Origin of the sequence: Hymenobacter canadensis (genome assembly GCF_027359925.1) — a bacterium.
Lineage (GTDB): Bacteria > Bacteroidota > Bacteroidia > Cytophagales > Hymenobacteraceae > Hymenobacter > Hymenobacter canadensis.
Map to the genome: position 1 here is coordinate 4,092,941 of NZ_CP114767.1, position 24,776 is coordinate 4,117,716.

Here is a 24,776-nt window from a genome sequence, read left to right on the forward strand (position 1 = left end):
CTGCTTTGTACTTCAGTGAGCTACTTTTATACTAAGTTGTGCTAACGAAGCACTATTTGCTTGGTTTAGGAGCTTTGGCAGCAGATTTTTGGCTTGCCTTCAGCGCTTTAGATGTGGCGTCGGCGTAGTATTTGCACCAGCTGCTGAGCGGGCACACGGTGCATTTGGGCTGACGGGCCACGCAAATGTACCGGCCGTGCAAAATGAGCCAGTGGTGGGCTTTCGGGATTAGCTCCTCTGGAATGTGGCGCACCAGCTCCTTCTCCACGGCCAGCGGCGTGGTGGCGGTGCGCGGAACCAGCCCCAGCCTATGCGACACCCGGAACACGTGCGTATCCACGGCCATAGCTGGCTGGTTGTAAATCACCGATACTACCACATTGGCTGTTTTGCGGCCCACGCCCGGCAGCCGCTGTAGCTCTTCAATAGTGCTGGGCACCTCCCCACCAAATTCGCTGACCAGCAGCCGGCCCAGTCCCGCCAGGTGCTTGGCCTTGTTGTTTGGATACGACACGCTCCGGATAAACGGGAAAATATCCTCCTGCGAAGCCGCGGCCAGCCGCTCGGGGGTTGGAAACTGCTCCATCAGGGCGGGCATCACCATGTTTACCCGCTTATCGGTGCACTGGGCGCTGAGCACTACGGCCACAATCAGCTCGTAGGGTGAAGCGTAATGCAGCTCGGTTTCCGGGGCCGGAAAGTTGGTGGTGAAGTAGTCGAGGAAGTGGCGAAAACGCTCGGCTTTGCGCATGAGAAAGTAGCTGAGTAAGGGCGTAATTAAGTAGGGCGGAGCTCTGACGAATCAGGCTGGGTTACTCATAAAAAAGGCGGACTGCTGCAAAGGTACCGGCTGGTAGCTTTGCGGCAGTCCGCTTTGTCGTAGCATTTACTCGTTATTCCCTTGCTCAGTTGCTCTACGCTGAGCGTAGAAAGGTGCGTGAGTACTGCAGGATGGCCTCCGTGCTGCGCTGGCTGGGTTTGCGGCGCAGAGCATCGAGGGCGCGCTGGGCCAGCAGCAGGTCGGCGCAGGTGGCCGCCAGATCGGCATCGTGCTGCAGGGCCTGCTCTACTTCCTGCTGCTCGTTAGCCGGCAATTCGTTGTACACGTACCGGAGCAGTTTCTCGTGGGTAAAGGTTTTGATCATAGAAAATGGGTTGTGCGGCCATTTTTTTCCGCAAATTGATCAGCGCGTAACGCATCCGCCCCAGCGCCGTGTTGATGCTGACGCCAGTGGCATCCGCAATTTCCTGAAAGCTCATGTCGCCGTAGTGGCGCATCACCAGCACTTCCTTCTGCGCGGCGGGCAGTTCCTGTATTAACTCCCGAAGCCGTGCGTAGGTTTCTTCGCGGGTCAGCGCGGCTTCTACTCCTTCTTCCGCGTGCGAAAGAGAGTTGAAGGCATGGCTCGTCGTGTCGAGGTTGAGCAGCGGGCTGCGCTTCTCCCGACGGAAAAAGTCGATGGCCAAGTTGTGGGCTATGCGGCAGATCCAAGAGGAAAACTTGCCTTCCTCGTTGTAGCGGCCGCCTTTCATGGTATGGATAGCCTTGATGAACGTATCCTGCAGCAGATCTTCGGCCACGTCTTCGTCGCGCACGATCAGCATGATAGTGGTGAAGACACGGGCTTTGTACCGCTCGAGCAAATGCGCGAAGGCCTCTTCATTGCCGGCAATGTAAAGGGATATGAGAGCGGAATCGCTCAGCTGCATGGTTTCCATAAAGGCTACGGGTTAAGGAACGTAGAGCTTTAGGCCATATTGTGCAGTTGCCGGTGAAATTCTGGTAAATGAGCGGAGGATGAAGAACCTCCTGAACCAAATGTAGAGAACTGCCGGCCGAATCACAACGCGTGACTGGGGTGGACCAAATATTTTTTCAATATTTTTTCAAACTGTCTATAGAATATGCAAAATACCTGCTGCTTTATTGCCCCAATTAGCTCTTAGGGCCCGCAAATCCTTGATTTAGCGCTTCTCAAAAAAGTTTCCTCGTAGCAGGTGGTTTCCCACGTTCGATGCTTGGCTACACGCTTTCGTGCTGGCGCCGCCGGTTCAGCCAGGCAGTAGCCAGCCCCTCATCCGTGAACAGGCGTACATGGCATTGCGCGTTCGTCACCATCGGCGCTCCCGACTCCTGGTCGATGGCCGCTAAGTGGCTTGGCGACACCAGAAACGCCAGGTATACCCGGCCGCCCAGGCGTGGGGCCAGCAGGGGCAGGAAGGTTTCCAAGGTCCAGAGCGTGTCGTCTTCGCTGCTGGTGCCGCGCCGCCGCAGGTCGAGCAGCCAGAAGCGGCATTTCGGGGGCGTGGCAGCGGCCAGCAGCGCCTCATAGCTCTGCTGCAGTTCGGGCGTGGAAACCGGCCGCAGCCACCGCCCCAGCAGCACCTGCAAATCGGGGCGAAAGGTCAACTCCGCAAAATCGGCCAGAGGGGTAGGGGTAGGCATAAGCAAAGGATAGGAAAAAGCAGCCGAATACGCTACGGTGTACCAAGTTTACGAAGAACGCAGCGTGCCACAAAGTTAGGGCTGCTGAAAGCAACCGGCTTCCGCCGGGTGCGGCTACCTTTGCCTGCTCGTCTGTATCAAGCTACCCTATGCCTTCTGCTGTTCCGGCTCCCCGCCACGACCCTTACGCCGCGCTGCGCCTGCCGGAGTTTCGGCGCTTTATATCAGCCCGCGCCTGCCTGACGCTGGCCACCCAGATTCAAGGTGTAGTGGTCAGCTGGCAGATGTTCAAGCTCACCGGCGATCCGCTGGCCCTGGGCCTGATCGGGCTGGCCGAAGCTATTCCCAGCATCGTGGTATCCTTATATGCCGGGCACGTAGCCGATTCCGTACGGCGAAAAAACATCATCGTGGCCACCGTGACGGTGCTGCTGCTATGCTCAGTAGCGTTGTGGATGCTGTCGCAGCCCGCGGCCGCTGCCCTGCTGACGGCCGGTACTTCGCTAGGGGGGCTGCTGGTACTGCGCGGCCTGCCACTCTATGCGGTCATCTTCGTGAGTGGCGTGGCGCGGGGTTTTCTGGGGCCGGCAATGTTTTCGTTCATGCCGCAGTTGGTGCCTGAGCGGGCCCAGCTATCCAACGCCATTACCTGGAACAGCACTACCTGGCAGGCCGCGGCCGTGCTGGGGCCCGCTATCGGCGGCCTGCTGTTTGCGCATTTGGGTATCTCGCTGGCCTATGGCACGGATATCGGGCTGATGCTGCTGTCGCTGCTGCTGTTTCTGAGCATTGCGGGCCGGCCGCTTCCGCCCACTGAAGGGCAGAAGCTTGGCCTCAAGGAAAGTGTGCTGAGCGGCATGCAGTTTATCTTCCAGAATCAGCTGGTGCTGGCGGCGCTGTCGCTGGACCTTTTTGCGGTGCTGTTTGGCGGGGCGGTGGCGCTGCTCCCAATTTTCGCCGACCAGATTCTGCACACCGGAGCCGAGGGCCTGGGCTACCTGCGGGCCGCGCCGGCTGTGGGGTCGGTGCTGATGGCCGTTTCGCTGACCTATTTCCCACTCCACCGCCACGCTGGGCGCAAACTGCTGTGGGCGGTAGCGGGCTTTGGGGTGGCTACCATCTTTTTCGCGCTGTCTACCAGCTTCTGGCTTTCCCTGTTTCTGCTGTTCCTGACGGGCGTCTTCGACTCAGTGTCGGTCATCGTGCGCTCCACGCTCATCCACACCTACACGCCCGAGTACATGAAGGGCCGGGTATCGGCCGTCAACAACATCTTCATCGGCTCTAGCAACGAAATCGGGGCCTTCGAGTCGGGGGCGGCGGCGCGGCTGCTGGGCGTGGTGCGCTCCGTGGTAGTGGGCGGCGCTATGACCCTGCTCGTGGTGGGCGTCACGGCTTGGCGCGCCGATAAGTTGCGCAATTTGGACCTGACACCCGAGCCCAAAAAAGACGACTAGCACAGGCTGGCCGGCTGCTCAGCAGCTGGTATTCCTGGCCGCTGGGGATAACCGTGCCGCGCCGGTGCTTGGGCGGGAAGCCATATTTCGGGCGAATGACTGGTTTATGAACAAACTTATCCACATTGATGTGGATAAGTGGCTGATTTTCGGTCGATTTACTGACTAGCGCCGCGCATGAGCCGCCAGCCAGTTGCCGATAATCTGGAGGGCAGAGGGGGAGAAAGTTTCACTGATCTGACCATACTCTGATGGCAGACCGGTGGTGGCAGTCTGGAACAGATGGTTGAGGCCATCAAGCTGCTGCACGGTCACGTCGCGGTTGCCAGCCGCTTTCAGGCCGCTTTGGATGGCGGCCAGATTGAGGTCGGCGGCTACCTGCACGTCTTTGCTGCCGTTGAGGGCCAGCACCGGAGCCTTCACTTTGGTGAGCGCCGGGGCCGGATTCAGGCCCAGAAAATACCGGTACCAGGGCGAGGTCATCTGGGCGGCCATTGTGGTCAGGGTCGATTCGGGTACGCCGGGGCTGGCCTGCTTCAGCAGGGGTACCATCCGGGCAATGGCGGGCGGGTTGTCGGGGGTAGTCTGGATGACGGTCAACAGTGTCTGCTGCGTCCGGCGCATCCGGCCGGTACTGGCCGTGTCGAGCCCGGAGGCGCGCAGTATATCGGCCTGCTGGCGCAGCAGTAGTTCCCGGCCATTCACGCCCATTCCCGCCAACGACACGATGAAAGCCGGCGGGTTGGGTTCGGCCCCCGCCAGCAGCGCAATGGTGCCGCCCTCACTATGCCCGATCAGGCCGACGCGTTTGGGCTGCACGCCGGTTTGGGTGCGCAGAAAAGCCACCGCCGCCTGGGCATCAGCCAGAAAGTCGGCGGTGGTGGCGGTGGCAAACGTGCCGCCCGACTGGCCCACGCCCCGGTCATCGTAGCGTAGCACGGCAAAGCCACGCCGGGTCAGGTAATCGGCCAGCACCCGAAACGGGTGGTGCCCCAAGATACTTTCGTCGCGGTCCTGCGGGCCGGAGCCCGACACCAGCACCACAGCCGGAAACGGAGCTTTGCTACGCGGTATCGTGAGCGTGCCGGCCAGCTCATGCCCGCCGCTGGGGTTTTTGAAGCGCACTTGCTGCTCAAGGTAGGGCAGGGGTGCCACGGGGTCTTGGGGGCGGGGCGGAGGCGCTGCCGCTGCCGGCAGGCCCCGCTGCAGCACCAGCGGCCACTGCTCGCCGTTCTGCTTCCAGCGCCCGTTCACCTGCTGCCCATCGGCCGATAGCCGGCCCGCGTAGCGCACACCCAGAAAATCCGACAGCAGAATCAGGCTGTCCTGGCGCAGCTCGGCTCCCGAGAAAGCCAAGCCGGCTACTTTCTGGGACGGCACATCCAGCGCAACGGCCAGCACGCCATTGGGCTGCTCGGTGATGTGCAGAATCAGCTGGGGAGGGTTGGCCGGAGTGGCCAGCGTACCATGCCAGGGGCCAGCCAGCGGCTTTGGCTGCTGGGCATGGGCTGGCATGGCCAGACTTGCCATACCTAGTAAAATTGCCCCACACCGCCCTTGCCAACCCAGGTTCATCCGTTTCATCTGCTCAGAAATAGAAAGCACTAATAGAAGCCACAAGTATACGGCCCTGGCTGAATTAGCCGGCTCTCCTAAAACGTACTGCGGGCGCCGAGCAGCCCAGACTGCCGGTGGTACCGGTTGGCAGTTTGGGTTGCTCAGCGCCCGTAGTGGTCAGGTAAGGTGGGCTAGCGGCTGGCCTGCGTGGGGGCGTTACGGGATTTGCGGGACACTTTGTGGGCTTTGCCGGGGGCCTCACGCTTCACCGTCACGGGTACTGCCTCGGGCTGGGTGGTGCGCTTGGCAATCCAGGAGCGCATTACATTGAGGGCCTTTGGTGAGAAAGTGGGCTGCTGCACGCCGTTTACCAGCGCCCATTCCTCGGGCTTGGGCTGCATCCAGTGGTTTACTTCGGGCAGCTTCTGGGTGGTTACGTCGCGGTTGGAGCGCAGGCCTTTGCGCAGCATAGCCAGGTTGTTGGTGGCTTCCACCTGCAGGTCGTCGGCACCGTTGATGGCCAGCACCGGGCACTGTACTTCCGGCAGCTTGCGCGTGGGCTCGAAGTCGATAAAATAGCGCGACCAGGGCGAGGTGAGCTGAATGGCGCGGGCGCGGGCCATGTGCGGGTCGAGGTCGGTGTTGCTCATACGCAGCGTGGCGGCTACTTTGCCCCGGGCCTGCGCGTCGTTGGGCGTCTGCCGGATGATGTTAATCATCTGGGCGTGCAGCTCCATGGAGGCTTTTACCTGGGCCGGACTGGCCCCAATCAGGCGCATGATTTCCAGCTGCTGGCGCGTAAGCACGTGGCGGCCCGGCAGGCCGTAGCCCGCCATTGACACCACGAAGGCCGGCTTGGCCGGCCCCGGTTCCGCGGCGGCCAGCAGCGCCACATTGGCCCCTTCGCCGTGCCCGATAAACCCGATTTCCTGCGGGTTGATGAGGTTGCGGCTGCGCAGAAAGGCCATAGCCGACTGCGCATCGCTCATCAGGTCCTGGGTGGTAGCCGTCAGGTAGATGCCCTGCGACTTGCCGGTGCCCCGGTCGTCGAAGCGCAGCACGGCAATGCCGCGGCGGGTCAGGTAGTCGCCCAGGATGCTGAACATGCGGTATTCCTGCTCGCCGGCGTCGCGGTCCTGCGGGCCGGAGTCGGAGAGCAGCACCACCGCCGGAAACGGGCCGGGGCCGGCCGGCACGGTCAGGATGCCGCTCAGGCGCAGTTTGGCAGCGTTGTTGGGGAAGCTGATTTCGTCTTCGCGGTAGGGCGGCGTCAGGCGCACTTTGCCCGAGGCCGTGGTGGCGGACTTGGCCCGCTCAAACACCAACGGCCCCGAAAGGCCGGGCTGTTTCCACACGCCGGTCAGCTGGTCGCCGTTGTTCTGGATTTTGCCCACGAAGCTGCTGCCAGCCTGCTCAATGTGCAGGCTCAGCTCGTTGCCTTTTACTTCCACTTCCACCGGCATCCGGTAGATGCGCTGCTGGGGCACGTCGAGGGCGGCGTAGTAGCCGCCATTCGTGAGCGGAATGATGGTGATAATTAAGTCAAGCTGCCCGCCCGGCACTTTGAGCGGTCCGCGCCACTGCCCGTTGAGCACAGGTGCCACCCCGGCAAAAACCGGCATAGTGAGCAGCAATGCGAATAGCAGGAAAAAAGTGTGTAATGTTTTCTTCATATAGTTCAAAAAGAAAGCTGTCCGTAGCATCCCTATACGGCAAAGGCACGGAAAGTAACAAAACCAAAGGTACTGTAATCGAAATATTTATACTGCGGCTGAGCTTTACACTGTGGTAGATTCTCCGGCCCGCAGCCACCCGTAGGCAGCGGGTAACAGAGGGCACAAAAGAGCCCCACGCGCCGGGGCAGCAAACCGTTTTTCTGGTTTCTGCGGCGGCGGCGTGGGGCTGATGGTATCTGCGCTATCTAGGCAGACTAGCAGTTGCCGTCCAGGTCGCAGGAAGCGCCGGTGGGGCTGGCTAATTCTACCGGCTGGGGGCGGGATTCCTCCCATACTTTGGCCAATACTTCCTCGAAAAGCTCGGTGGGCTGGGCACCTGATACGGCATACTTTTCGTCGAAAACGAAGTAGGGCACGCCGCGCACGCCAATCTGCCGGGCCTGGTACTCATCGTGGCGCACTTCCTGCGTGAAAGCCTCCGACGTGAGCACCCGCATTACGTCCTCGGCCGGCAGTTCAAGGTCGGCGGCCAGCTGCTGCAGGGTGGCCACGTCGTTTATGTCGCGGCCTTCTTCCAGATAGGCTTTGAAAAGGCGCTCCTTGGCCGCATCCTGCCGGCCATGCTGCTGAGCCAGATGCACCAGGCGATGAGCCCGCAACGTATTGGCCGGCACCAGGTGGTCGAAATCGAAAGCCAAGCCTTCGCCGGCGGCCATTTCCGTCATGTTAGCCGACATCTGGCGGGCCCACTCCTCGGTGTTGCCGTATTTGGCCGCCAGACGCTTGTACATGCCTTCTCCGGGCTGCGGGTTGGCCTCGGCGTCCAGCTCGAAGCTGCGCCACTGCACATCGATGGCGTCGCGGTGGGGGAATTTGGCCAAGGCGTTTTCCAGGCGGCGCTTGCCGATGTAACAAAACGGACAGGCAATGTCAGACCAGATTTCTACCGATATCTTTTTCATACTGTAAGGTCAGGAGGGTGAAAAGGAGTTGAGTTGCTCCGGCGGCTATAACCAGCGGCGGGCCGCTGTGGTTTCCGCAGGCTCAAAAAGGCCGGCCCCGCTACTAAGCAGGGCCGGCCACATAGGGATAAGAAGTTGGCTAGCGGGCTACGATGAGCTTTTGGCCGGGCTTCACCTCGTCGGAGGTGAGGTGGTTGAGGCGACGCAGCTCTTCCACGGTGATGCCCTGGTAGCGGCGCGAAATGTTGTAGAGCGTATCGCCCTTCTGCACCAAGTGCACCTTATGGTCAGCCACTGCGGGCTCCGGCCGCTTGCGGGCGGCCGCTACGGGCTTCTGAGTAGTGCGGGGCGAAACTAGACGAACCGTTGACGGGGTGCTATCGTCATCGGGGGCGGCGAGCCGCAGCTTCTGCCCGGGCATCACCTTCTCCGATTCCAGTTGGTTCCAGGCCATCAGCTGGCTGATGGTCAGGCCGCGGCTTTCGGCCAGCTTCGCCAGGTTGTCGCCGCGCCGCACCGTGTAGGTGGTGGGCACACTGTCATCGGTAGCGGCCAGCGTGGCGGCAGTAGTGGCCGCTTCCTGGCTGATGAGCTGCGGGTTGCGGCTGGCAATGGCCGCCTTGAGCGGCTCGGCCGCCGCCGCCATCTCTGCCATGGAGGCCGTGGTAGGTGCCGTACCGGTAGTTCTGGCAGCCGGCGACGTCAGGCGTGGCGGCACCGACGGCTTGCGGTCGGCGGAGGCCAGGGCCCGGGCCGGAGGCGCAGACGGAGTGGCTATCGGCACGAACACTACCAGTTGCTTGCCCGGCACCAGGGCTTTGCCTTTGCGTAGCGCGTTCCAGCGGGCGAGCTGGGCCGGCGTCACGTCGTAGCGCTCAGCCACCGCCGCCACCGATTCGCCGCGCCGGACCGTGTGGCGCACCCGCCGAAAGCGCGGGGCCGCCGCCTCCGGTTCTTCGCGTGGGCCGCCACTGGCTGCCAGCGTGCGCGTCGGGAAGGGCACCACGCCTTCCAGACGGGCCATCAGCGGCTGCAACGGCTGCGGCAAATCGGCTTGGGGCCGGCAGTAGTCGAACAGGGTTTCGCGGTCTACCACGGCCAGCTGCGGGCGGTTGGCGGCCGGAATCTGCACGGCGTAGGCACGGTAGCCCTCGGGCAACCAGCTGCGGCGCAGCTCGGGGTTGTAGCGCAGCAGCGCCGCCGAGTCGGGCAGGCCACAGGCCTGGCTGAGGCGGTGCAGGTCGAGGGCGTGGCCGCCTACCTGCAGGGTGTCCATGGCCTCGGCGTAGCGGTATTTCAGGTCCGGCGAGTGCAGCTGGTGGGCCTGGGCATACTGCATCGAGTACATGATGGCCGTGAAAGTAGGCACGTAGTTGCGCGTCTCCTTCGGTAGGTGCGGATACAGGTCCCAGAAGGTTTTCTTGCCCGTGCGGCGCATTACGCGCTGCATGCTGCCCGCGCCCCAGTTGTAGGCCGCCAGCACCAGCTCCCAGTCGTGGAAGATGCCGTAGAGGTAGCGCAGGTGTTTGCAGGCCGCTTCCGTCGATTTCTCCGGGTTCATGCGCTCGTCCACCCAGTCGTCGCGGCGCAGGCGCAGGTCGCCGGCCGTGGGGCCCATGAACTGCCACAGCCCCGTAGCGCCCACCGGCGACTTGGCGGTCGGAATCAGGGCCGATTCCACGACGGCCAGGTATTTGAGGTCGGTGGGTAGGTTGTACTTGGCGAGATACTTCTCAAACAGCGGGAAATACACGTTTTCGCGTTCCAGCACCCGCTGGATATACTTGCGGTTGCGCTCCGTGAACAGCTTCACAAACGACATCACCGCCGGATTGAAGGTGTGCGGAGCGTCGGTTTCGAAGCAGTTGATCCGGTCCCCAACTAGGTCGCGCAGCTCAGGCGGCGTCTGCAGCCAGGCCAGCCGCACAGAATCCACCGGCACGGGCTCGGCAGCCAGCGAGTCGGGCAGCACCTCCAGGTTCACCACCTGCGTGGTATCGTCGGCCAGCGTGGCCGGCACGGTTTGCGGCTGGCCAGCCGGCCGATTCTGGGCCACGCCGGCGTGGGGCCAGCTCAGCCCCAGCACGCCGCTGGCCAGCACAACACGCAACAACTGTTTCTTCATTTCTTCGCCTGGGTCGTCGTGAAAAAAAACGAAAAGCCCTGATTCAAATCTGGTTAAATATACTGCCTGCAAGTACAACTTCCCGGCAAAAGCAAAAACGACGGGATGCGCGGCGGCACCTCGTCGTTTTTGCTTGGCCTCGCAACGCCGGTTTAGGCTGGCGTGAGGGTCTCGGTGAGTGACTTGGCAAAGGCCAGCAGATGCTCCTCGCGGAACGCACCGCTTATCACCTGCAGGCCGATGGGCAGCCCGGCCGAGTCGTTGCCGGCCGGGATGGAAACGGCTGGTACTCCGGCCAGGGAGGCCTGCACCGTGAAAATATCGGCCAAGTACATAGCCAGCGTGTCCTTGTTCACTTCCCCGATGCGGAACGCCGTGGTAGGGGCGGTAGGCAGCACCAGGAAATCATACTGGCGCAGCATCTCGTCGGTTTTGTCTTTGATGAGGCGGCGGACCTGCTGCGCTTTGGTATAATAGGCGTCGTAGTAATCGGCCGACAGCACGAAGGTGCCGAGCAGAATCCGGCGCTGCACCTCGGCCCCGAAGCCCTGGGAGCGAGTTTTCTTATACAGCGAAGGCAGGTCGGTGGCGTCAGGCGCGCGGTAGCCATACTTCACCCCATCGAAGCGGCTCAGGTTGGAGCTGGCTTCGGCGGTGGTCAGGATGTAGTACGTGGGCACCATGTAGTCGAGGTAGGGAAAATCCACCGCGTCTACCACGTGGCCCTGGCCGCGCAGCTCATCGAGGGTGTGCTCCAGCGCCCCTTTTATCTCGGCGTTGAGGCCCGGCCGCTCCACGGCATCCCGGATGTAGCCGATGCGGTAGTGCGGAGCTGGTTCCAGCAGCTGGCTGTAGGCCGGCACATCGCGCTGGCTTACGGTACTATCGAAGTTGTCGGCGCCGGCCATCACCTCCAGCAACACGGCCGCATCCTCCACCGAGCGGGTGAGGGTGCCGATCTGGTCGAAGGAAGAAGCGTATGCCACCAGCCCGTAGCGCGAAATGCGCGAATACGTGGGCTTGAAGCCCACAATACCGCAGAACGCGGCCGGCTGCCGCACCGAGCCGCCGGTATCAGAACCGATGGAAGCCAGGCAGAAATCGGCCTGCACGGCCACGGCCGATCCGCCGGAGGAACCGCCTGAAACCCGCTCTTCGTCCAGGGCGTTGCGCACCGGGCCGAAGTAGGATGTTTCGTTGGAGGCGCCCATGGCAAACTCGTCGCAGTTCTGACGGCCGATGAAGATGGCGTCCTCATCGAGCAAACGCTGCACCGCCGAGGCCGTGAACAGCGACTTAAACCCGTCGAGGATGTGGCTGCTGCTTTGCAGAGCGTGGTCTTTGTAGGCCAGAACGTCCTTCAGGCCAATCACCATACCGGCCAGCTTGCCGGCCGTGCCGGCGGCCAGCTTGGCGTCTACGGCATCGGCCTGGGCGCGGGCTTCTTCGGGCCATACTTCAAGAAAAGCATTCAAGCGGCTGTTGTGCCGCTCGATGTTATCCAGATAATACTCCACGAGCTGACGGCAGGTGGTACCACCTGCCGTCAGCTCGCTACGAACTTCCGTGAGAGAATGAAAGCGTCTCAATTTCAAGAAATCAGTTAGGACATTTGATCAAGACGAGGACGCTCGGCGGGAGCGGCTGCCGGAGGCGTGATGCCACCGTCCATCGGCGGAGCAATGGGGGGCACGTATGTGGTAGCCGGAGCCGTTTCGGGAGCAGCATAAGCGGCATCAGGAAGCGCCTGATGGCCTGGCTGCACGGTAGGGTGCTGCACTATGGGCTGCTGCGCTACCGTAGTGGCTGGGTCGACGTAGTTCGGGTTGAACTGCTGCTGATAGGGCTGCTGCGCCTGCTGCTGGGTGCCGGCGTTCTCAAATTCGCTGCGAATTTCCTGCGAAGCGTCCTTGAACTCGCGGATGCCTTTGCCTAAGCCACGCGCCAGCTCCGGAATCTTATTGGCGCCAAAGAAAATCAGGATAACAACGAGGACGAGCATCATCTCGCCGCCGCCGATGCCTTCCAGAAAGAGAAAAAGGGGAGTATGCATGAGCGGAAAGGGTTAAGCCTGCGGCTGGTTAGGATTCGTGGGATTGATAGGGGCGTTGGGGTTGATGGGCGCCCCGGGTGCGGCCGGCCGGTCGCGGTACTCGGGCTGCGGCTCCTTGGAGGCAGCTTTGAACTCGCGGATGCCCTGACCCATACCCCGGAACATTTCGGGGATACGCTTGGCACCAAAGAAAAGGACCAGAATAAGAACAATGAACAGTATTGTTTTAGGCGCAATGGCCAAAATCAAAAGGGAAACGAACATAAACAAGACCCTGAGGGTACGGTTTGGAGTGGAAAGCCTAAGTACGCATACGCAGGTGCGGCAGGATTGGTAAAGGTACCCCATAATTTTAAAAAAAGTGCCCCGCCTCCGTAGCGCACACCCGGGCCAGGCAAACAATCCGGTCAGGCCCTAACTTCGTACGGACCGTATTGACCGGCCGGGTTCAGCGCTTGGTTGGCCGGGCAATATGACCATTCCGGCGAGTGAAATTGGCGGTTTGTCGTTACTTTCGGTTTCACTGTCCGAAGGCGTTCTATACTAGGTTATGCGCCTGCTCTAGCACCATTTTTCTTCCAGTCTATGCAAAAGATCAGCCCTGCTACTGTGGTTGCTGCCAAACCAAAAAAGGGAGAACCAGCTCCACTTGCTTCTGCTCTATGGGAAGCTAACCGGATAGAGGCGTTGCGCAGCTACTATATTCTGGATACTCCTCAGGAAGAAGCCTTCAATAATCTGGTGCGCCTGGCTGCTTATATCTGCGGGACACCGATTTCGTTGGTTTCGCTGATTGACTCCAACCGGCAGTGGATTAAGGCCCGGACCGGACCGGTGGAAATGGGCGATACCCCGCGGGACGTTACGTTCTGCCAGCATGCCATGCTATCCGAGGATGTGCTGGAAATCCGCGACCCCCAGTCGAATCCGCTTTTCAAGCATTATCCCAGCGTAACCGGCGACGCCAGCATCCGCTTTTACGCAGGCGCGCCACTCACCACGCCGGACGGCATGCCGCTGGGTACCATCTGTACTATTGATACGGAGCCCCGGACCCTTACGGAGCAGCAGCGGGACGCGCTTCGCATTCTGGCCAAAGAGGTGATGTCGCACCTGGAACTGCGGCGGGCGCGGCAGCAGCTGGAACTGGAGCAGCAGAAGATGGAGGGGCTGCTCCGGATGGCCAACGACAATGCCCAGTCGATGTTCGTGAGCAGCCGCAACGAGATATTCGTTAAGCAGGACCACAAACTGGTGCGGGTGCACACCGATGACATTCGCTACGTGGAGGCCCTGGGCGACTACGTCAATATTTACACCTCGCGAGAGCGGTACACGGTGTACAGCACCATGAAAGAGCTGGAAGCCAAACTGCCCGTCCGCGAATTTGCCCGCATCCACCGCAAGTATATCGTGTGCCTCGACCGGATTACGGCCATCGAAGGCGACGCCGTTCAGATTGATACCGGCCGCAGTTCTGACCGGGCGGCCAGCCCGCCGCTTATTCCTATCGGCAACTCTTATAAGTCGGTTTTATTGAGCCGCCTGAATTTGATATAAAAGCTTCGGTAAACCGTAGTTCGGCGGGGAAAATCAGGGCTTCACCGAAAAATGTGGAATGCTTGCCCGGCGGGCTTCTATATTTCGGAATGTTATCGGAATATGAATTGGTTGCGGGGGGGCATCTCTGATGCGTCTGAACGGCCAGCCATACTGATAGCTAAGTTTGTTTTCATAGCTCAGAAAGACACCGCACATTGTACGGTGTCTTTTTTTGCCTGTATTGCAGTGAGCGGGGCGAAAAATCGGCCTGGCTAGTGGCGGCCGAGCCAGTTTTCGGGGTTGAGGTTGGAGCTGTTGCGCCACACCTGAAACTGCACCTCGGAGGTGCCTTCGGAGCTGGTATACACGGTCCCGATCTGCTGGCGGGCCTTCACGGTCTGGCCTTCGCTCACGCTCACCCCGCGCAGCTTGGCGTATACTGTGAAGTACTCGCCGTGCTGAATCATGACGATGTTGTTCATGCCGGGCACGCTGGCCACCGTCAGCACTTTCCCGTCGAAAATGGCCCGCACCGGCTCCCCGGCGCTGGTCTGGATATCGACGCCACGGTTTTCCACTACCACGTTTTTGAGTACCGGGTGGTTGTGGCGGCCGAAACGCTGCGAGATAAAGCCTTTGGCTACCGGCCACAGCAGGCTGCCCCGGTTATCGGCAAACGACGACGACAAAACGGCCGTTTCGGGCGTCAGCGTTACCCGGTCGGTGCGCACGGCGGCGGCGGGCTCGGCCGGCTCGGAGTAGGTGCGGCCGGCTCCTTCGGGCGCGGTGCGGCCGGGCGCGGCGGCAGTGGCCCGCTCGGCTCGTTCGCGGGCGGCGGCGCGGGCCGCGGCTTTGGCAGCAGCCACTCGGGCGGCGCGGGCTATTTCCTCGCGCACGCGCACCGCAATCAGGTTGTCGAGGCGGCCGATGGCGCGCTGGCGGTCGGCCAGTTCCTGCCGCAGCCCCTGTTCCTGCTGGCTGAGCTTGGTTACTACCTGGTCCTGCTGGGTTTTCAGCGTAACCAAGTTGTTTTTCTCGGCTACCTGGGTGTTGAGCAACTGGCCTTTCTCCTGCTTTTTCACCTGCAGGCCCGAGAGCTGCTGGCTAAGGCGCTGCTGGGTGCCCGTAATCTGGGTGGCCTGAGCCTGGCGCACTTCGGCGTACTGCCGGATGTAGCGCAGGCGCAGCATAAACTGGTTGAACGACTCCGCGGCAAACAGAAACATCAGCCGGTTGTAGCTATTGGCCGTTTTCGAGCCGGCGTAGATCAGCTTGGCGTACTCGGCCTTCAGCTGCTGCAGGCTTTGCTGGGTCTGCTGCACCTGGGTCTGGGTCTGCACCACGTCGGTTTCGATGTAGCGCAGCTCCGACGAAATGTTGCGGATAACTCCTTGCTGCACCGTCAACTTCTCCTTAAGAGCATTGAGTTGGCCCAGGGACGCCTGCTTCTGGCGCTGGGTCTGCTCCAGAATGCGGCTGGCTTCCTGAATCCGGCGCAGCGTGGTGCGCCGCTCCCGCTCCAGTTGGGCTTTTGATTTCTGGGCCGGGCGCTTTTTCGAGGACGTACTGCGCTGGGCCAGAACGCGGCCGGCGGGCAACAGGCCCAGCGGAGCCAGTTGGCTCAGCAGCAGCAGGGCCAAGGCCAGCCAGCGCTTACTTCTTACGGGCATAGCCTTTCGGAATCGAGAACGGAAACTGCAGCCGCTCCTTGTCTACATCGACGGTGCGGTAGCTGATGGTGGCCGTGGTGGGCTTGGTGGTGCCCTGCTGCAGCTGCACTTGTGTGGTATAGGCAAACGACTGCGGCGTGCGCTCTACTACCCGGAAATCGGTGTAGTCTACCGTTACCTTGTTTTGCGTGGCTGGGTCATTCACGGTGAGCTGTTGCACCCGGGCCTTGCCCAGCTCAATGAGCTGCTGCACCAGCAGTCCGGCCTGCTCATAGCTGACACGCTGCACCGAGCCATCGGTTTGCACGACCGGTTCGGTGGCGGAACTGATGGGTGGCAGATAGTTGCCGAGCAGCAGGGCCTGTACCATCTCAAAGTTCACGGGCACGTTCAGGCGCTTGCTCAGGTAGGCAAAGTCGCCGGCATAATACTCGCGGTGCAGTTTGTCGAGCACCTGCACCGAGTCGCGGGTGATGTAGGCGCGCACGCCTTCAAAGCCAACCAGAGAGGCCGAAATCCAGATAACGCTGTCTTTGCGGATGCGCACGTTGATGTTGGCCATCTGCTGATTGCCCTGCAGATCAACCTGGGCCTTGCCCTTCGCCGACAGAAAGCGGAAGTCGACGTTCATGGCGCGCACTGCCTCCGGCATGGCGCGGTTGGCAGCCTTCGACTTGGTAGGAATGGCTTTCTGCTGGCAGCCGCCCAATGCTGCGGCGGCCAGAAACAGGCCCAGGGCAATGCGTTTACTCATACAACTTCTTGTCTTTGATTTTGCGGTCAATCAGCGGGGAGGCGCCGCCGGTTTGTTTGGCCCGCTGCCACTCCGCGTAGGCTTTGTCCTTGTCGCCGAGCTGGTAGAGCACGTCACCGTAGTGCTCGATGACGGTGGCGTCTTTGCTGGTGAGCAGCGCTTTTTCCAGGTACTGGCGGGCGCCGGCGTAGTCTTTCTGCTTGTAGAGCACCCAGGCGTAGGTGTCGAGGTAGGTGTCGTTGTCGGGGAACTGCTTCACCAACTTGCCCGACATCTCCTTGGCGCGGTCCAGCTTCTCGCCCCGCACCGACAGAAAGTAGCTGTAGTTGTTGAGGGCCTGCGCGTTGTTGGCGTCGAAGGTCAGCGCCGCCTCGTAGGCCGCGTCTGACTTGCTGTACTCCTTGATTTCGTGGTAAGCGTCGCCGAGCTGGGTGTCAAACTGGGCCAATAGCTCGGGGTTGTCGGTGGCCAGCTTGCGGCCATACTCCAGCGCTTTCACGCCCTTGGCCGGCTGCTTGGCCAGAATATAGCCCACGCCATTGTAGAACCACAGCGGCGCCTGGTTCGGGAACAGCTCCAGTGCCTTCTCGGAGTGCCGCAGCAGCGAGTCGGTCTGGTTGAGCTCGGCATCGATGAGCACCACCTGCTGCCAGATCTGGTAGCGGGAGTTGTCGAGCCGGATGGCCTGCAGGTAGGTGTTGCGGGCCTGCTCCTTGCGGTTGGTCAGGGTCTGGATGTCGCCGGCCACGGAGTATGCCTTGGCCTCCTTGGGGTGCACGCGCACCGTAATGGCGGCCAGGTCCAGCGCCGTCTGCTCGATCTTGGGGTTGGGCAGCTGCTTGATGTAGTCGACCAGCACCCGCACCTTGTCGTCGATGTCGAGGCCCGGGCTTTCAAACGCCCGCTTGATCTGCTTTTCCGACTCGGCGGTGTTGCCCTGCTGCCGGTACACGTCGGCCAGAATCATGCGCGCCTGCGGGTTCTCGGGGTCGGTGCGCAGGGCCTGCTCGGCTACGCGCACGGCGTCGGGCAGGCGGTTGTTGGCGGCGTACATTTCGGCCTGGGCCAGCACGTACCGGATTTCGTCGGGGTTGGCCGCAATCAGCACTTCCCCTTCCTGCAGGGCTTTGTCGAGGTTGTTCTGCTTCAGGTAAATCTGCTGCTTCTTAAACGACACCTCATCCAGCGGCCCGAACTGCTTTTCGGCCCGTTCCAGCGTGGCCAGGGCGTCGTCGAGCTTGCCCTGGGCCAGGTACAGGTCGGCCAGGTTGAACAGGTAGTAACCGGAGTCCGGCACGTCCTGAATCAGCTGGGCGTATACCTTGGTGGCCTGGTCGTACTGCTTCTGCGAGGCATAGGCCTGAGCCAGCAGCAGGTAGTAGTAGGCGTTTTTGGGGTCGAGCCGGACGGCAGCCTGCGCGAAGTTGGTGGCGTCTTTGAGGTTGCCGCTCAGCAGATTGGTTTCTGCTATTTTGTAGCTGATGGCCGCGTTGGTCGGGTTGAGGGCATACGCCTTCAGCAGGCGCTCCAGGGCCTTATTGTAGTCTTCGAGCAGCACGTATTTCACGCCATCCACAAAGAATGATTCGCTCATCTCCCGGTCGCGCTCCGTCAGCTGGCGCTGGCGGCCGGCGGCGTCCAGCTCGGCTCGGCGCGCCAGCTCCTTCCGCTCTTTGCGGGTGAGCTTGCGCGGCTTGATTTCGTCGGCCGGAGCCGGGGTAGCTGACGCAGGACGCTGCTGCGCCTGCCCCACGGAGGGCAGACACAGCAGCGCCAGCAACAGCAAAAAAGAAGGAATGACGCTACGCATGCAGGCAGAAGCGCGGAACAGGTCCGCCGGTCAGAGGAAACAGAAGAACATCAAGGTACCCAAAACGGCGGAATGGCCCCGGGCTTCTGCGTAACGTAAGCGGCTACGAAATTATCATACCCGCAGCGTATTGTAGTCGCCCAGGCTTAGGTCGTCGGGCGTGCCCGTAACGGTGGCGTGGTTGCCGATCATGGAGTTGGCCACGTTGGCGTGCAGTACCGTAGCCGAAGTCTGCACGATGGAGTTCGACACCACCGACGCGCGCACGTTGGAATGGTTGCCCAGCGACACGTGCGGCCCCACCACCGAATCGGTGATGATAACGCCTTCACCCACGTAGACCGGTGGAATCAATACGGAGTTGGTGACCTTGGCAGATTCAGCAACCAGGTTTTCGCCGCGCTCCTGCAGGTACTCCAGGTAGCGCTGGTTGGTGAAGACAGTGGCGTCCTTGTTGCCACAGTCCAGCCATTCCGTCACGCGGCCGGGCACGAACACCGTGCCTTTATTTTTCATGTTTTCGAGGGCATTGGTGAGCTGGTACTCGCCTTTGTCCATGATGTTGTTATCGAGCAGGTACTGCAGCTCGCTGCGCAGGTACTCGCCGTCCTGGAAGTAGTAGATGCCGATGATGGCGAGGTCGGATACGAACTCCTGGGGCTTCTCCACGAAGTCGGTGATCTGACCCTGCTCGTTGAGCTTCACCACGCCAAACGGCTTGGGGTCTTCTACTTTCTGCACCCAGATGGTACCGGGCACGCTGGAATCAAGCGTGAAATCGGCTTTGAACAGCGTATCGGCAAAGGCTACTACCACCGGGCCGGTCAGGGCGCTTTGGGCGCACAGAATGGCGTGGGCAGTACCCAGCGGCTCGTCTTGGTAATGGATGGTGCCTTTTGCGCCTACCGACTCGGCAATCTGCACGAGGCTCTTCTCGGTTTCAGCCCCGAAACGCCCGATGATGAAGGCCACTTCCTGCACCGGCTCACCGCACACTTTGGCAATGTCCTCTACCAGCCGCTGCACAATCGGCTTGCCCGCAATCGGGATAAGCGGTTTCGGAACAGTAAGAGTGTGAGGGCGCATACGTTTGCCCATGCCGGCCATCGGAACGATAATTCTCATGTCTGAAAGTGTTTCGGGTTGCTTATGAAGAGTAAGGGGTAATAAGCCGGTACGCAAATGGCGCAGGAAAGTAGCGCGCCGCCTGGGGTTGGGCTGGGTTTATTGTACGCCGGTGCTGCCGTAGCCGCCGGCACCGCGCGCCGTTTCGCTCAGCGTTTCGGCGGGCTGCCACTCAATCACCTCGTGGCGGGCCACCACCAGCTGCGCGATACGCTCGCCATCCTGCACCACAAAGTCGGTATCGGAGAGGTTTACCAGCAGCACTTTCAGCTCGCCGCGGTAGTCGGCATCAATGGTGCCGGGGCTGTTCACGATGCCGATGCCGTGCTTGTAGGCTAAGCCGCTGCGGGGGCGCACCTGCATTTCGTAGCCCACCGGAATTTCCATGAACAGGCCCGTAGGAATGAGGGCGCGCTGCAAGGGCTTCAGCACCACGGGCTCGTCCAGATTGGCCCGCACGTCGAGGCCGGCGGCGTGGGCCGTCTGGTACTCGGGCAGCGGGTGTCTGGAACGGTTGATGACGGGTAGTTGCATGCCGCAAAGATAGATTTCTGTGGTAGTTGTCAGTTGTTAGTCCGACCTGTTGATTTTTGACAACGAACAACTCATTTCCCCAGCACTCGCTGGGGTTTCTCGATGAGTATGATCAGGCCCACGAAGCCGGCGCACAGAGCTAAGTGCCAGCCCTGGCGCAGCCAGTAGCCGCTTACGGGCACAAACCAGCCCAGCGCCACCACGCCCGAGGCCAGCGCCAGCCAGCCCAGCAATCGGGCCACCGGGTAGGGCACCGGGAAGTGCCGCTCGCCCAGCCACCAGCACACGGCCGCCATCATAAAGTAACAGGCCAGCGTGGCAATGGCCGAGCCCATGTAGCCCAGCACCGGAATTAGCAGGAAGTTAAGGACAATGGTGAGTACCGCGCCGGCCGCCCCGATATAGGTGCCGATGTAGGTTTTGTCGGTGAGCTTAAACCACACCGACAGGTTCCAGTAGACGCCCAGGAACAGATTAGCCAGCAGCAGCACCGGCACCACGGCAATACCCTCGCGGTATTCGGCGCGCTTCAGGAACTGCTCGGCTAAAATCTCCAGGTTGAGGCTCACGCCCACAAAAATGACGGCGCAGCACAGCGTAAACCACTTCAGTACCATCGCAAACGTGGCCGGCGAGTTCTTGTCGGAGCTTTGCGAGAAGAAGAACGGCTCGGCGGCGTAGCGGAAGGCCTGAATCACGAGCTGCATAAAGATGCTCAGCTTGTAGCAGGCCCCGTAGATGCCCACCGCCGTCAGGCTGCTCTTGCCCGGGTAGAAGTTCGGCGGCAGCCACGAAGGCAGCATGATGCGGTCCAGCGTTTCATTGACCATGCCCGCCATGCCCATCAGCATGATTGGGTAGGCGTAGGTGAGCAGCGGCCGCAGCGGCGCCAGCGCCAGCCGGAACCGCAGCTGCAGCAGCTCCGGCGCCAGCAGCAGCAGCGTAAAAGCACTGGCCGCCAGATTGGCCAGAAACACGTAGCCTACGCCAATGGTCGGGTCGTAGAGGCGGACCACCAGCGGCTGTAGCACCGTCAGGTACTTGCCGGCGAGGATATCGGGGCAGGCCACGATGAAGAACATGTTCAGGGCCACGTTCAGCATGATGCTGGCCATACGGATGCTGGCAAACCGGCGTGCTTGGTTACGCAGGCGCAGCTGCGCAAACGGAATGGCGGCCACGGCATCAAGGCTCAACACGAGGGCCAACCACAGCACATACCGCTCGTGGCCGGCCGGCAGCCCCAGCAGCTGCAGCAGCGTATCTGCCTGCCAGGCCAGCAGCCCCGCCAGCACCACGCTGCTCACCAGCAGCAGGCTCAGCACCCGGTCGTAGAGCTCCTGCCGGTCGGCGCCGGCGCGGTTGGCAAACCGGAAAAACGTGGTTTCCAGCCCGTAGGTAAACACCACGTTCAGAAACGAAACGTAGGCATACAGGCCCGTCACGATGCCGTAGTCGGCCGCCGCAAACCGCGCCGTGTACACCGGCACCAGCAAATAGGTGAGCACCCGGCCCACAATGCTGCTGATACCATACACGGCCGTTTGAGAAGCCAGTTTCTTCGCTACACTCATTAAAAGAAGTGGTAAAACGCTGCCAAAAGAACGTCATTCCGAGCGGAGCGAGAAATCTCGCTAGTGTGGTGATTATACTACACTAGCGAGATTCCTCGCTCCGCTCGGAATGACGTACCAATCAACCTTTGGATTTTAATTGCCCTTGAACGCGGCTGGCCGTTTTTCCAGGAATGCCTGGGTGCCCTCCTTGAAGTCGTTGGACGCAAAACACTGCCCGAAGGCGTTGGCCTCTACCTGGTAGCCGTGGCGTGTATCCGAGTACAGCGCATTCACGCTGTCGATGCACAAACTCAAGGCCAGTGGGGCTTTCGTCAGGATGCGGGTCAGCAGGGTCCGCGTAAACGGCAGCAGCTCGGCCTGGGGCACTACGTGGTTCACGAGGCCCAGGCGTAGCGCTTCATCTGCCTTGATCATGTCGGCGGTCAGCAGCAGCTCCAGGGCCTTGCCTTTGCCAATCAGCTGGGCTAGGCGCTGGGTCCCGCCGTATCCCGGAATCAACCCCAAGTTCACTTCCGGCTGCCCGAAGCGCGCGGTTTCGGAGGCAATGCGCATGTGGCAAGCCATGGCCAGCTCGCAGCCGCCGCCCAGCGCAAACCCATTCACGGCCGCAATAACCGGCTTGGAGCTTTCCTCAATCAGGCAGAACACTTCCTGGCCCTGCTCGGAGGCCCGGCGCGCCAGCGCCTCGCTCGGGATGGCGGCCAGCTCGGCAATGTCGGCCCCGGCTACAAAAGCCTTGTCGCCGCTGCCCGTCAGGATGATGCCCCGCACGGCCGTGTTGTTGAGGGCTTGCTGCACGGCCTGCCCGATTTCCGTAATCGTGGCGGCGTTGAGGGCGTTGAGCTTGGTGGGGCGGTTGAGCGTGATGGTCTGGATGCCGGTTTCAGCATCGAGTTCAACCAGCAGATTTTCGAAAGTAGCCATGAAGGAGGGGTAGGTGGGGCTGCAGATGAGGCCCAAAGATAGCGCAAAACCACATCCGTATTTGAACGCTTCAGCGTGGTAGTGCCCCGGTTCACCGCTTGCCGGCGGCTGTCCGGCTAAACCACGGCACCCTGGGCAAACCGGTTTTCTACCTTTGGGAAAGGCCGGCAGGAGGTTAGATCGTAAAAATCTTATATTGCCTGCGGTATTCTCTCGTTTTCTCCACCAATTCCTTCTTACTCATGGGCTTCGTCTCAGAATTCAAAGAATTTATTTCCAAGGGCAACGTGCTCGATCTGGCGGTCGGTGTGATTATCGGCGGGGCGTTCGGCAAAATTGTGGCTTCGCTGACGGATGATATCCTGATGCCGATTCTGAGCATCCTGACCGGCGGCATGGACTTCAAGGACTGGTTTCTGGCCTTGGATGGTGCCACGTACAAAACGTTGGAAGAGGCCAAAAAAGCCGGTGCTGCTACCATCAACTACGGTATGTTTCTGAATGCCGTTATCACCTTCCTGCTGATGGCCTTCGCCATTTTCTGGATTGTGAAGCTGGCCAACCGCTTCAAAAAGCCGCAGGAAGTAATCGTGGCCGACCCCGGTCCCACGAAAGACCAACTGCTGCTGATGGAAATCCGCGACGCCCTGCGTACCCGCAGCTAATTACGCCGAATTTCCTGGCAGCTTGAGCTGCCGAACCTTAGCAAAGCCGGCTGTTGCCCTCCGTCATGGCAGGGTAGGGCCGGCTTTTCTGCGGGGTGCCTTTCGCAGTGGCTGTTGGCGGCGGGGCATCGTCTGTAATCTGCCGCGTTGCGTATTGGGGGCTTTGCTTATGGATAAGCAGAACGGTTGGCCCCGGCCCCGCGGCCGCCGTATGCAGCTCAACGCAACGGTAGGGAACAGGCTGACTCTTAAGTTCTGGAGAATTTGAACTAACTTCCCTGTCACCCCGTTGCCGCGCCAATAGCCTAAAAGACGGCCAGCAGCCTGATACGGCCTTTTCTTCGGATTTTCTTTTGCTCCAGCGCATGAAAAAACTTATTGCCACCTCGCTGCTGGCCTCCGCCACGTTGCTCAGCAAGCCCGCCAGCGCACAGGCACCTCGCTCTGCCATTGCCCCCAATGAACCCGGCCAGCTAACCAACGAGCAGGTCCAGCGCAAGAGCAAGAGTAAGAGCAAAGGATCGGCTACGGACATTGCTAACATGCAGCGTCGCATGAACATGAACCCGGAGGACGCCAAGCGCGACCAGCAGGTAGAACTGCTGGAAGCCCGCGCCGGTGGCGGTTCCGCCAATACCAGCTTCGGCCGCGCCTCAGGCCCGGCCCGCCAGTATGAGAAAGGCGCCGGTGGCTTTATGGTGCGCAAATTCAAAGCCGGTAAGCACACCCGCAATGCCATGATGAAGAAAGGCCAGGGCCGCGTTGCCCCCGGCATCGACCCCAAGGGTAAGCCCCTGACCCATAAAAAGAAAAAGAAATTTCTGTTCTTTTAGGTTGCTCCAGCCCGCCGGTGGCCGATGGCTACAACCCAAAAAAGCCCCGTCGCAAAGCGTCGGGGCTTTTTGCATCTTCAGCTGATTCGGAACCACCGTTCGCTCCCGATGCAGCCAAAGAAGGACTAAGTAAGTGGCAGCACCGCTAGGACAGCTGGCGTTTGGCGGGGTCCCAGCCGGGGCCGGGCAGTGCCGGCGTGGTGGTTTCGCGGCCACTATTCAATGACAGGTAGCACACCGGAGCCGGCATGAAGGTGTGGCGTTTGGCTGCAGACAATGGAGAGTAAGTGCGGACATGCATAGTGCTACAGGAAAAAAGGGCCAATATCTGACATCAAAAACTGCTACAGCCGCGCTAACGCCTGCAGATCAATGTTGCGCGCCACCTGCTTTACAACGTCGGTGTCGTTCTGGCCGTCTGATTCCACGACCACGAAAAATCGGTCACCAACGCCCAGGGCAATGCTGGCTTTGTGCTCCCGCTTCTGCAGGTTTTCCCACCCCCGAATGTTGTGTACCCCCAGGTTGCAGCTTCGCACCAGTTGTTCGTCATCCTCCTGTACAAAGCCCGCCGCCATCATGGCCGTGGCGCCGGCATACAAGGCCGTGGCGCCGTTGTAGTCTACAAGCTGCGCCTTTAGGTGCTGTTTGCCTTTGCGGTAGCGCCGCTCGCAGCTGGAGTAGCTGACGCCGTTCAGGCTGATAGACTCCCCTTTCGGCTCGCTCACCGCCTCGAAGCCGGCCAGGCGGGCGGGCAGATAGCGGGCCAGCTCCTGATAAGGTAACACTACCGTATCGCCATGCGCTGCCCGTACAGCAAGCTGTTGCTGCTGCTTTCTCAGCGCCGCGCCCATCGTGCGGGCAGTCTGTACGCTGCTGGCGGCAGCCTTGTAGCTGTTGCGGGCCTCCTGTAGTTGGCCGCAGGCCGCCAATAATCCTAGCTCGACGCAGACCAGAAGAAATCCTAAACGGTGCATGGCTGGTAGAAAAGGTGAAACGCAACTGCTGCTGAACGTGGGGGATGAGTTAGTGCAATTCAATCTGATAGTGATACTAAAGTAGCTTT

General features: G+C 60.9%; 24 protein-coding genes and 1 pseudogene. 4 read left to right on the plus strand and 21 right to left on the minus strand.

Going from position 1 to position 24,776, the window contains the following annotated elements; genetic code table 11:
- Positions 1-52: 52 nt before the first annotated feature.
- From nth to O3303_RS17500, 4 genes are all read right to left on the minus strand, one after another.
- Positions 53-751 (minus strand): endonuclease III, encoded by a 699-nt coding sequence (gene nth, locus O3303_RS17485; protein WP_269559660.1) that lies wholly within the window; start codon positions 749-751, stop codon positions 53-55.
- A gap of 163 nt (positions 752-914) precedes the next feature.
- Positions 915-1,106, minus strand: a complete 192-nt coding sequence (locus O3303_RS17490; RefSeq protein ID WP_269559661.1) for a hypothetical protein — start codon at positions 1,104-1,106, stop codon at positions 915-917.
- The gene (locus O3303_RS17495; RefSeq protein ID WP_269559662.1) at positions 1,084-1,719 is read right to left on the minus strand and encodes an RNA polymerase sigma factor; all 636 of its coding nucleotides are present in this window, start codon (positions 1,717-1,719) and stop codon (positions 1,084-1,086) included. The genes O3303_RS17490 and O3303_RS17495 overlap by 23 nt, the downstream gene beginning before the upstream one ends.
- Positions 1,720-2,023: 304 nt before the next feature.
- Positions 2,024-2,446: a hypothetical protein gene (locus tag O3303_RS17500; RefSeq protein WP_269559663.1), complete on the minus strand. Its 423-nt coding sequence runs from the start codon at positions 2,444-2,446 to the stop codon at positions 2,024-2,026.
- A gap of 149 nt (positions 2,447-2,595) precedes the next feature.
- On the opposite strand from O3303_RS17500, the gene O3303_RS17505 reads away from it, so the two are divergent.
- Positions 2,596-3,903: an MFS transporter gene (locus O3303_RS17505; protein ID WP_269559664.1), complete on the plus strand. Its 1,308-nt coding sequence runs from the start codon at positions 2,596-2,598 to the stop codon at positions 3,901-3,903.
- A gap of 165 nt (positions 3,904-4,068) precedes the next feature.
- On the opposite strand, the gene O3303_RS17510 is transcribed toward O3303_RS17505, so the two are convergent.
- From O3303_RS17510 to O3303_RS21995, 8 genes and pseudogenes are all read right to left on the minus strand, one after another.
- Positions 4,069-5,433 (minus strand): alpha/beta hydrolase family protein, encoded by a 1,365-nt coding sequence (locus O3303_RS17510; RefSeq protein ID WP_269559665.1) that lies wholly within the window; start codon positions 5,431-5,433, stop codon positions 4,069-4,071.
- A gap of 218 nt (positions 5,434-5,651) precedes the next feature.
- Positions 5,652-7,133 (minus strand): alpha/beta hydrolase family protein, encoded by a 1,482-nt coding sequence (locus O3303_RS17515; protein WP_269559666.1) that lies wholly within the window; start codon positions 7,131-7,133, stop codon positions 5,652-5,654.
- A 257-nt stretch (positions 7,134-7,390) separates the two neighbouring features.
- The gene (locus O3303_RS17520) at positions 7,391-8,098 is read right to left on the minus strand and encodes a DsbA family oxidoreductase (protein WP_269559667.1); all 708 of its coding nucleotides are present in this window, start codon (positions 8,096-8,098) and stop codon (positions 7,391-7,393) included.
- Between the two features lie 139 nt (positions 8,099-8,237).
- Positions 8,238-10,223 carry a LysM peptidoglycan-binding domain-containing protein gene (locus tag O3303_RS17525; RefSeq protein ID WP_269559668.1) on the minus strand — a complete coding sequence of 662 codons (1,986 nt, stop codon included), beginning with the start codon at positions 10,221-10,223 and terminating at the stop codon, positions 8,238-8,240.
- Between the two features lie 152 nt (positions 10,224-10,375).
- A complete protein-coding gene (gene gatA, locus O3303_RS17530) occupies positions 10,376-11,812 on the minus strand; it encodes an Asp-tRNA(Asn)/Glu-tRNA(Gln) amidotransferase subunit GatA (protein WP_269559669.1) in 1,437 nt (478 codons plus the stop codon).
- 14 nt (positions 11,813-11,826) lie between these two features.
- Complete coding sequence (locus tag O3303_RS21985; RefSeq protein ID WP_350356591.1) at positions 11,827-12,276, minus strand: Sec-independent protein translocase subunit TatA/TatB; 450 nt, start codon at positions 12,274-12,276, stop codon at positions 11,827-11,829.
- A 12-nt stretch (positions 12,277-12,288) separates the two neighbouring features.
- On the minus strand, positions 12,289-12,429 hold the full coding sequence (locus O3303_RS21990; RefSeq protein ID WP_350356624.1) for a hypothetical protein: 141 nt from the start codon (positions 12,427-12,429) through the stop codon (positions 12,289-12,291).
- A gap of 12 nt (positions 12,430-12,441) precedes the next feature.
- A pseudogene (locus O3303_RS21995) lies at positions 12,442-12,624 on the minus strand (hypothetical protein); the annotation flags it as partial.
- A 237-nt stretch (positions 12,625-12,861) separates the two neighbouring features.
- Here O3303_RS21995 and O3303_RS17545 point away from each other — a divergent pair.
- Complete coding sequence (locus O3303_RS17545) at positions 12,862-13,836, plus strand: GAF domain-containing DNA-binding protein (RefSeq protein WP_269559671.1); 975 nt, start codon at positions 12,862-12,864, stop codon at positions 13,834-13,836.
- 254 nt (positions 13,837-14,090) lie between these two features.
- Here O3303_RS17545 and O3303_RS17550 read toward each other — a convergent pair whose 3' ends face one another.
- The 7 genes from O3303_RS17550 to O3303_RS17580 all read right to left on the minus strand — a co-directional run bounded on the left by O3303_RS17550 (position 14,091) and on the right by O3303_RS17580 (position 22,212).
- Positions 14,091-15,488, minus strand: coding sequence for a murein hydrolase activator EnvC family protein (locus tag O3303_RS17550; RefSeq protein WP_269559672.1), 1,398 nt, complete (start codon positions 15,486-15,488; stop codon positions 14,091-14,093).
- Entirely contained in the window at positions 15,472-16,242 is a 771-nt protein-coding gene (gene lolB1, locus O3303_RS17555) for a lipoprotein insertase outer membrane protein LolB1 (protein ID WP_269559673.1), read from the minus strand. Before lolB1 ends, O3303_RS17550 begins: the two co-directional genes overlap by 17 nt.
- Positions 16,235-18,052 (minus strand): tetratricopeptide repeat protein, encoded by a 1,818-nt coding sequence (locus O3303_RS17560; RefSeq protein WP_269559674.1) that lies wholly within the window; start codon positions 18,050-18,052, stop codon positions 16,235-16,237. Before O3303_RS17560 ends, lolB1 begins: the two co-directional genes overlap by 8 nt.
- A gap of 114 nt (positions 18,053-18,166) precedes the next feature.
- Positions 18,167-19,177 (minus strand): sugar nucleotidyltransferase, encoded by a 1,011-nt coding sequence (locus O3303_RS17565; protein ID WP_269559675.1) that lies wholly within the window; start codon positions 19,175-19,177, stop codon positions 18,167-18,169.
- Between the two features lie 99 nt (positions 19,178-19,276).
- Entirely contained in the window at positions 19,277-19,711 is a 435-nt protein-coding gene (gene dut / locus O3303_RS17570) for a dUTP diphosphatase (RefSeq protein WP_044014428.1), read from the minus strand.
- Between the two features lie 71 nt (positions 19,712-19,782).
- Positions 19,783-21,285, minus strand: coding sequence for an oligosaccharide flippase family protein (locus O3303_RS17575; protein WP_269559676.1), 1,503 nt, complete (start codon positions 21,283-21,285; stop codon positions 19,783-19,785).
- Between the two features lie 135 nt (positions 21,286-21,420).
- Positions 21,421-22,212, minus strand: a complete 792-nt coding sequence (locus O3303_RS17580) for an enoyl-CoA hydratase/isomerase family protein (RefSeq protein ID WP_269559677.1) — start codon at positions 22,210-22,212, stop codon at positions 21,421-21,423.
- Positions 22,213-22,454: 242 nt separating this feature from the next.
- Here O3303_RS17580 and mscL point away from each other — a divergent pair, with 242 nt between their 5' ends.
- Both mscL and O3303_RS17590 read left to right on the plus strand, forming a co-directional pair.
- Complete coding sequence (gene mscL, locus O3303_RS17585; protein WP_269559678.1) at positions 22,455-22,877, plus strand: large conductance mechanosensitive channel protein MscL; 423 nt, start codon at positions 22,455-22,457, stop codon at positions 22,875-22,877.
- 365 nt (positions 22,878-23,242) lie between these two features.
- Positions 23,243-23,710, plus strand: a complete 468-nt coding sequence (locus O3303_RS17590) for a hypothetical protein (protein WP_269559679.1) — start codon at positions 23,243-23,245, stop codon at positions 23,708-23,710.
- A gap of 145 nt (positions 23,711-23,855) precedes the next feature.
- On the opposite strand, the gene O3303_RS17595 is transcribed toward O3303_RS17590, so the two are convergent.
- Positions 23,856-23,987, minus strand: coding sequence for a hypothetical protein (locus O3303_RS17595; protein WP_269559680.1), 132 nt, complete (start codon positions 23,985-23,987; stop codon positions 23,856-23,858).
- A gap of 67 nt (positions 23,988-24,054) precedes the next feature.
- Complete coding sequence (locus tag O3303_RS17600; RefSeq protein ID WP_269559681.1) at positions 24,055-24,687, minus strand: hypothetical protein; 633 nt, start codon at positions 24,685-24,687, stop codon at positions 24,055-24,057.
- Positions 24,688-24,776: the final 89 nt, after the last annotated feature.

Bases quoted from the DNA above. Each gene is read 5' to 3' on its own strand.
- O3303_RS17560 (WP_269559674.1), bottom strand. From the start codon at position 18,052: ATGCGTAGCGTCATTCCTTCTTTTTTGCTGTTGCTGGCGCTGCTGTGT.
- O3303_RS17495 (WP_269559662.1), bottom strand. From the start codon at position 1,719: ATGGAAACCATGCAGCTGAGCGATTCCGCTCTCATATCCCTTTACATT.
- O3303_RS17545 (WP_269559671.1), top strand. From the start codon at position 12,862: ATGCAAAAGATCAGCCCTGCTACTGTGGTTGCTGCCAAACCAAAAAAG.
- mscL (WP_269559678.1), top strand. From the start codon at position 22,455: ATGGGCTTCGTCTCAGAATTCAAAGAATTTATTTCCAAGGGCAACGTG.
- O3303_RS17500 (WP_269559663.1), bottom strand. From the start codon at position 2,446: ATGCCTACCCCTACCCCTCTGGCCGATTTTGCGGAGTTGACCTTTCGC.
- O3303_RS17590 (WP_269559679.1), top strand. From the start codon at position 23,243: ATGAAAAAACTTATTGCCACCTCGCTGCTGGCCTCCGCCACGTTGCTC.
- O3303_RS17575 (WP_269559676.1), bottom strand. From the start codon at position 21,285: ATGAGTGTAGCGAAGAAACTGGCTTCTCAAACGGCCGTGTATGGTATC.
- O3303_RS17505 (WP_269559664.1), top strand. From the start codon at position 2,596: ATGCCTTCTGCTGTTCCGGCTCCCCGCCACGACCCTTACGCCGCGCTG.
- O3303_RS17510 (WP_269559665.1), bottom strand. From the start codon at position 5,433: ATGGCAAGTCTGGCCATGCCAGCCCATGCCCAGCAGCCAAAGCCGCTG.
- O3303_RS17600 (WP_269559681.1), bottom strand. From the start codon at position 24,687: ATGCACCGTTTAGGATTTCTTCTGGTCTGCGTCGAGCTAGGATTATTG.
- O3303_RS17580 (WP_269559677.1), bottom strand. From the start codon at position 22,212: ATGGCTACTTTCGAAAATCTGCTGGTTGAACTCGATGCTGAAACCGGC.
- O3303_RS17525 (WP_269559668.1), bottom strand. From the start codon at position 10,223: ATGAAGAAACAGTTGTTGCGTGTTGTGCTGGCCAGCGGCGTGCTGGGG.
- O3303_RS17550 (WP_269559672.1), bottom strand. From the start codon at position 15,488: ATGCCCGTAAGAAGTAAGCGCTGGCTGGCCTTGGCCCTGCTGCTGCTG.
- O3303_RS17520 (WP_269559667.1), bottom strand. From the start codon at position 8,098: ATGAAAAAGATATCGGTAGAAATCTGGTCTGACATTGCCTGTCCGTTT.
- O3303_RS17565 (WP_269559675.1), bottom strand. From the start codon at position 19,177: ATGAGAATTATCGTTCCGATGGCCGGCATGGGCAAACGTATGCGCCCT.
- O3303_RS21990 (WP_350356624.1), bottom strand. From the start codon at position 12,429: ATGGGTCAGGGCATCCGCGAGTTCAAAGCTGCCTCCAAGGAGCCGCAG.
- O3303_RS17515 (WP_269559666.1), bottom strand. From the start codon at position 7,133: ATGAAGAAAACATTACACACTTTTTTCCTGCTATTCGCATTGCTGCTC.
- nth (WP_269559660.1), bottom strand. From the start codon at position 751: ATGCGCAAAGCCGAGCGTTTTCGCCACTTCCTCGACTACTTCACCACC.
- lolB1 (WP_269559673.1), bottom strand. From the start codon at position 16,242: ATGAGTAAACGCATTGCCCTGGGCCTGTTTCTGGCCGCCGCAGCATTG.
- O3303_RS21985 (WP_350356591.1), bottom strand. From the start codon at position 12,276: ATGCATACTCCCCTTTTTCTCTTTCTGGAAGGCATCGGCGGCGGCGAG.
- dut (WP_044014428.1), bottom strand. From the start codon at position 19,711: ATGCAACTACCCGTCATCAACCGTTCCAGACACCCGCTGCCCGAGTAC.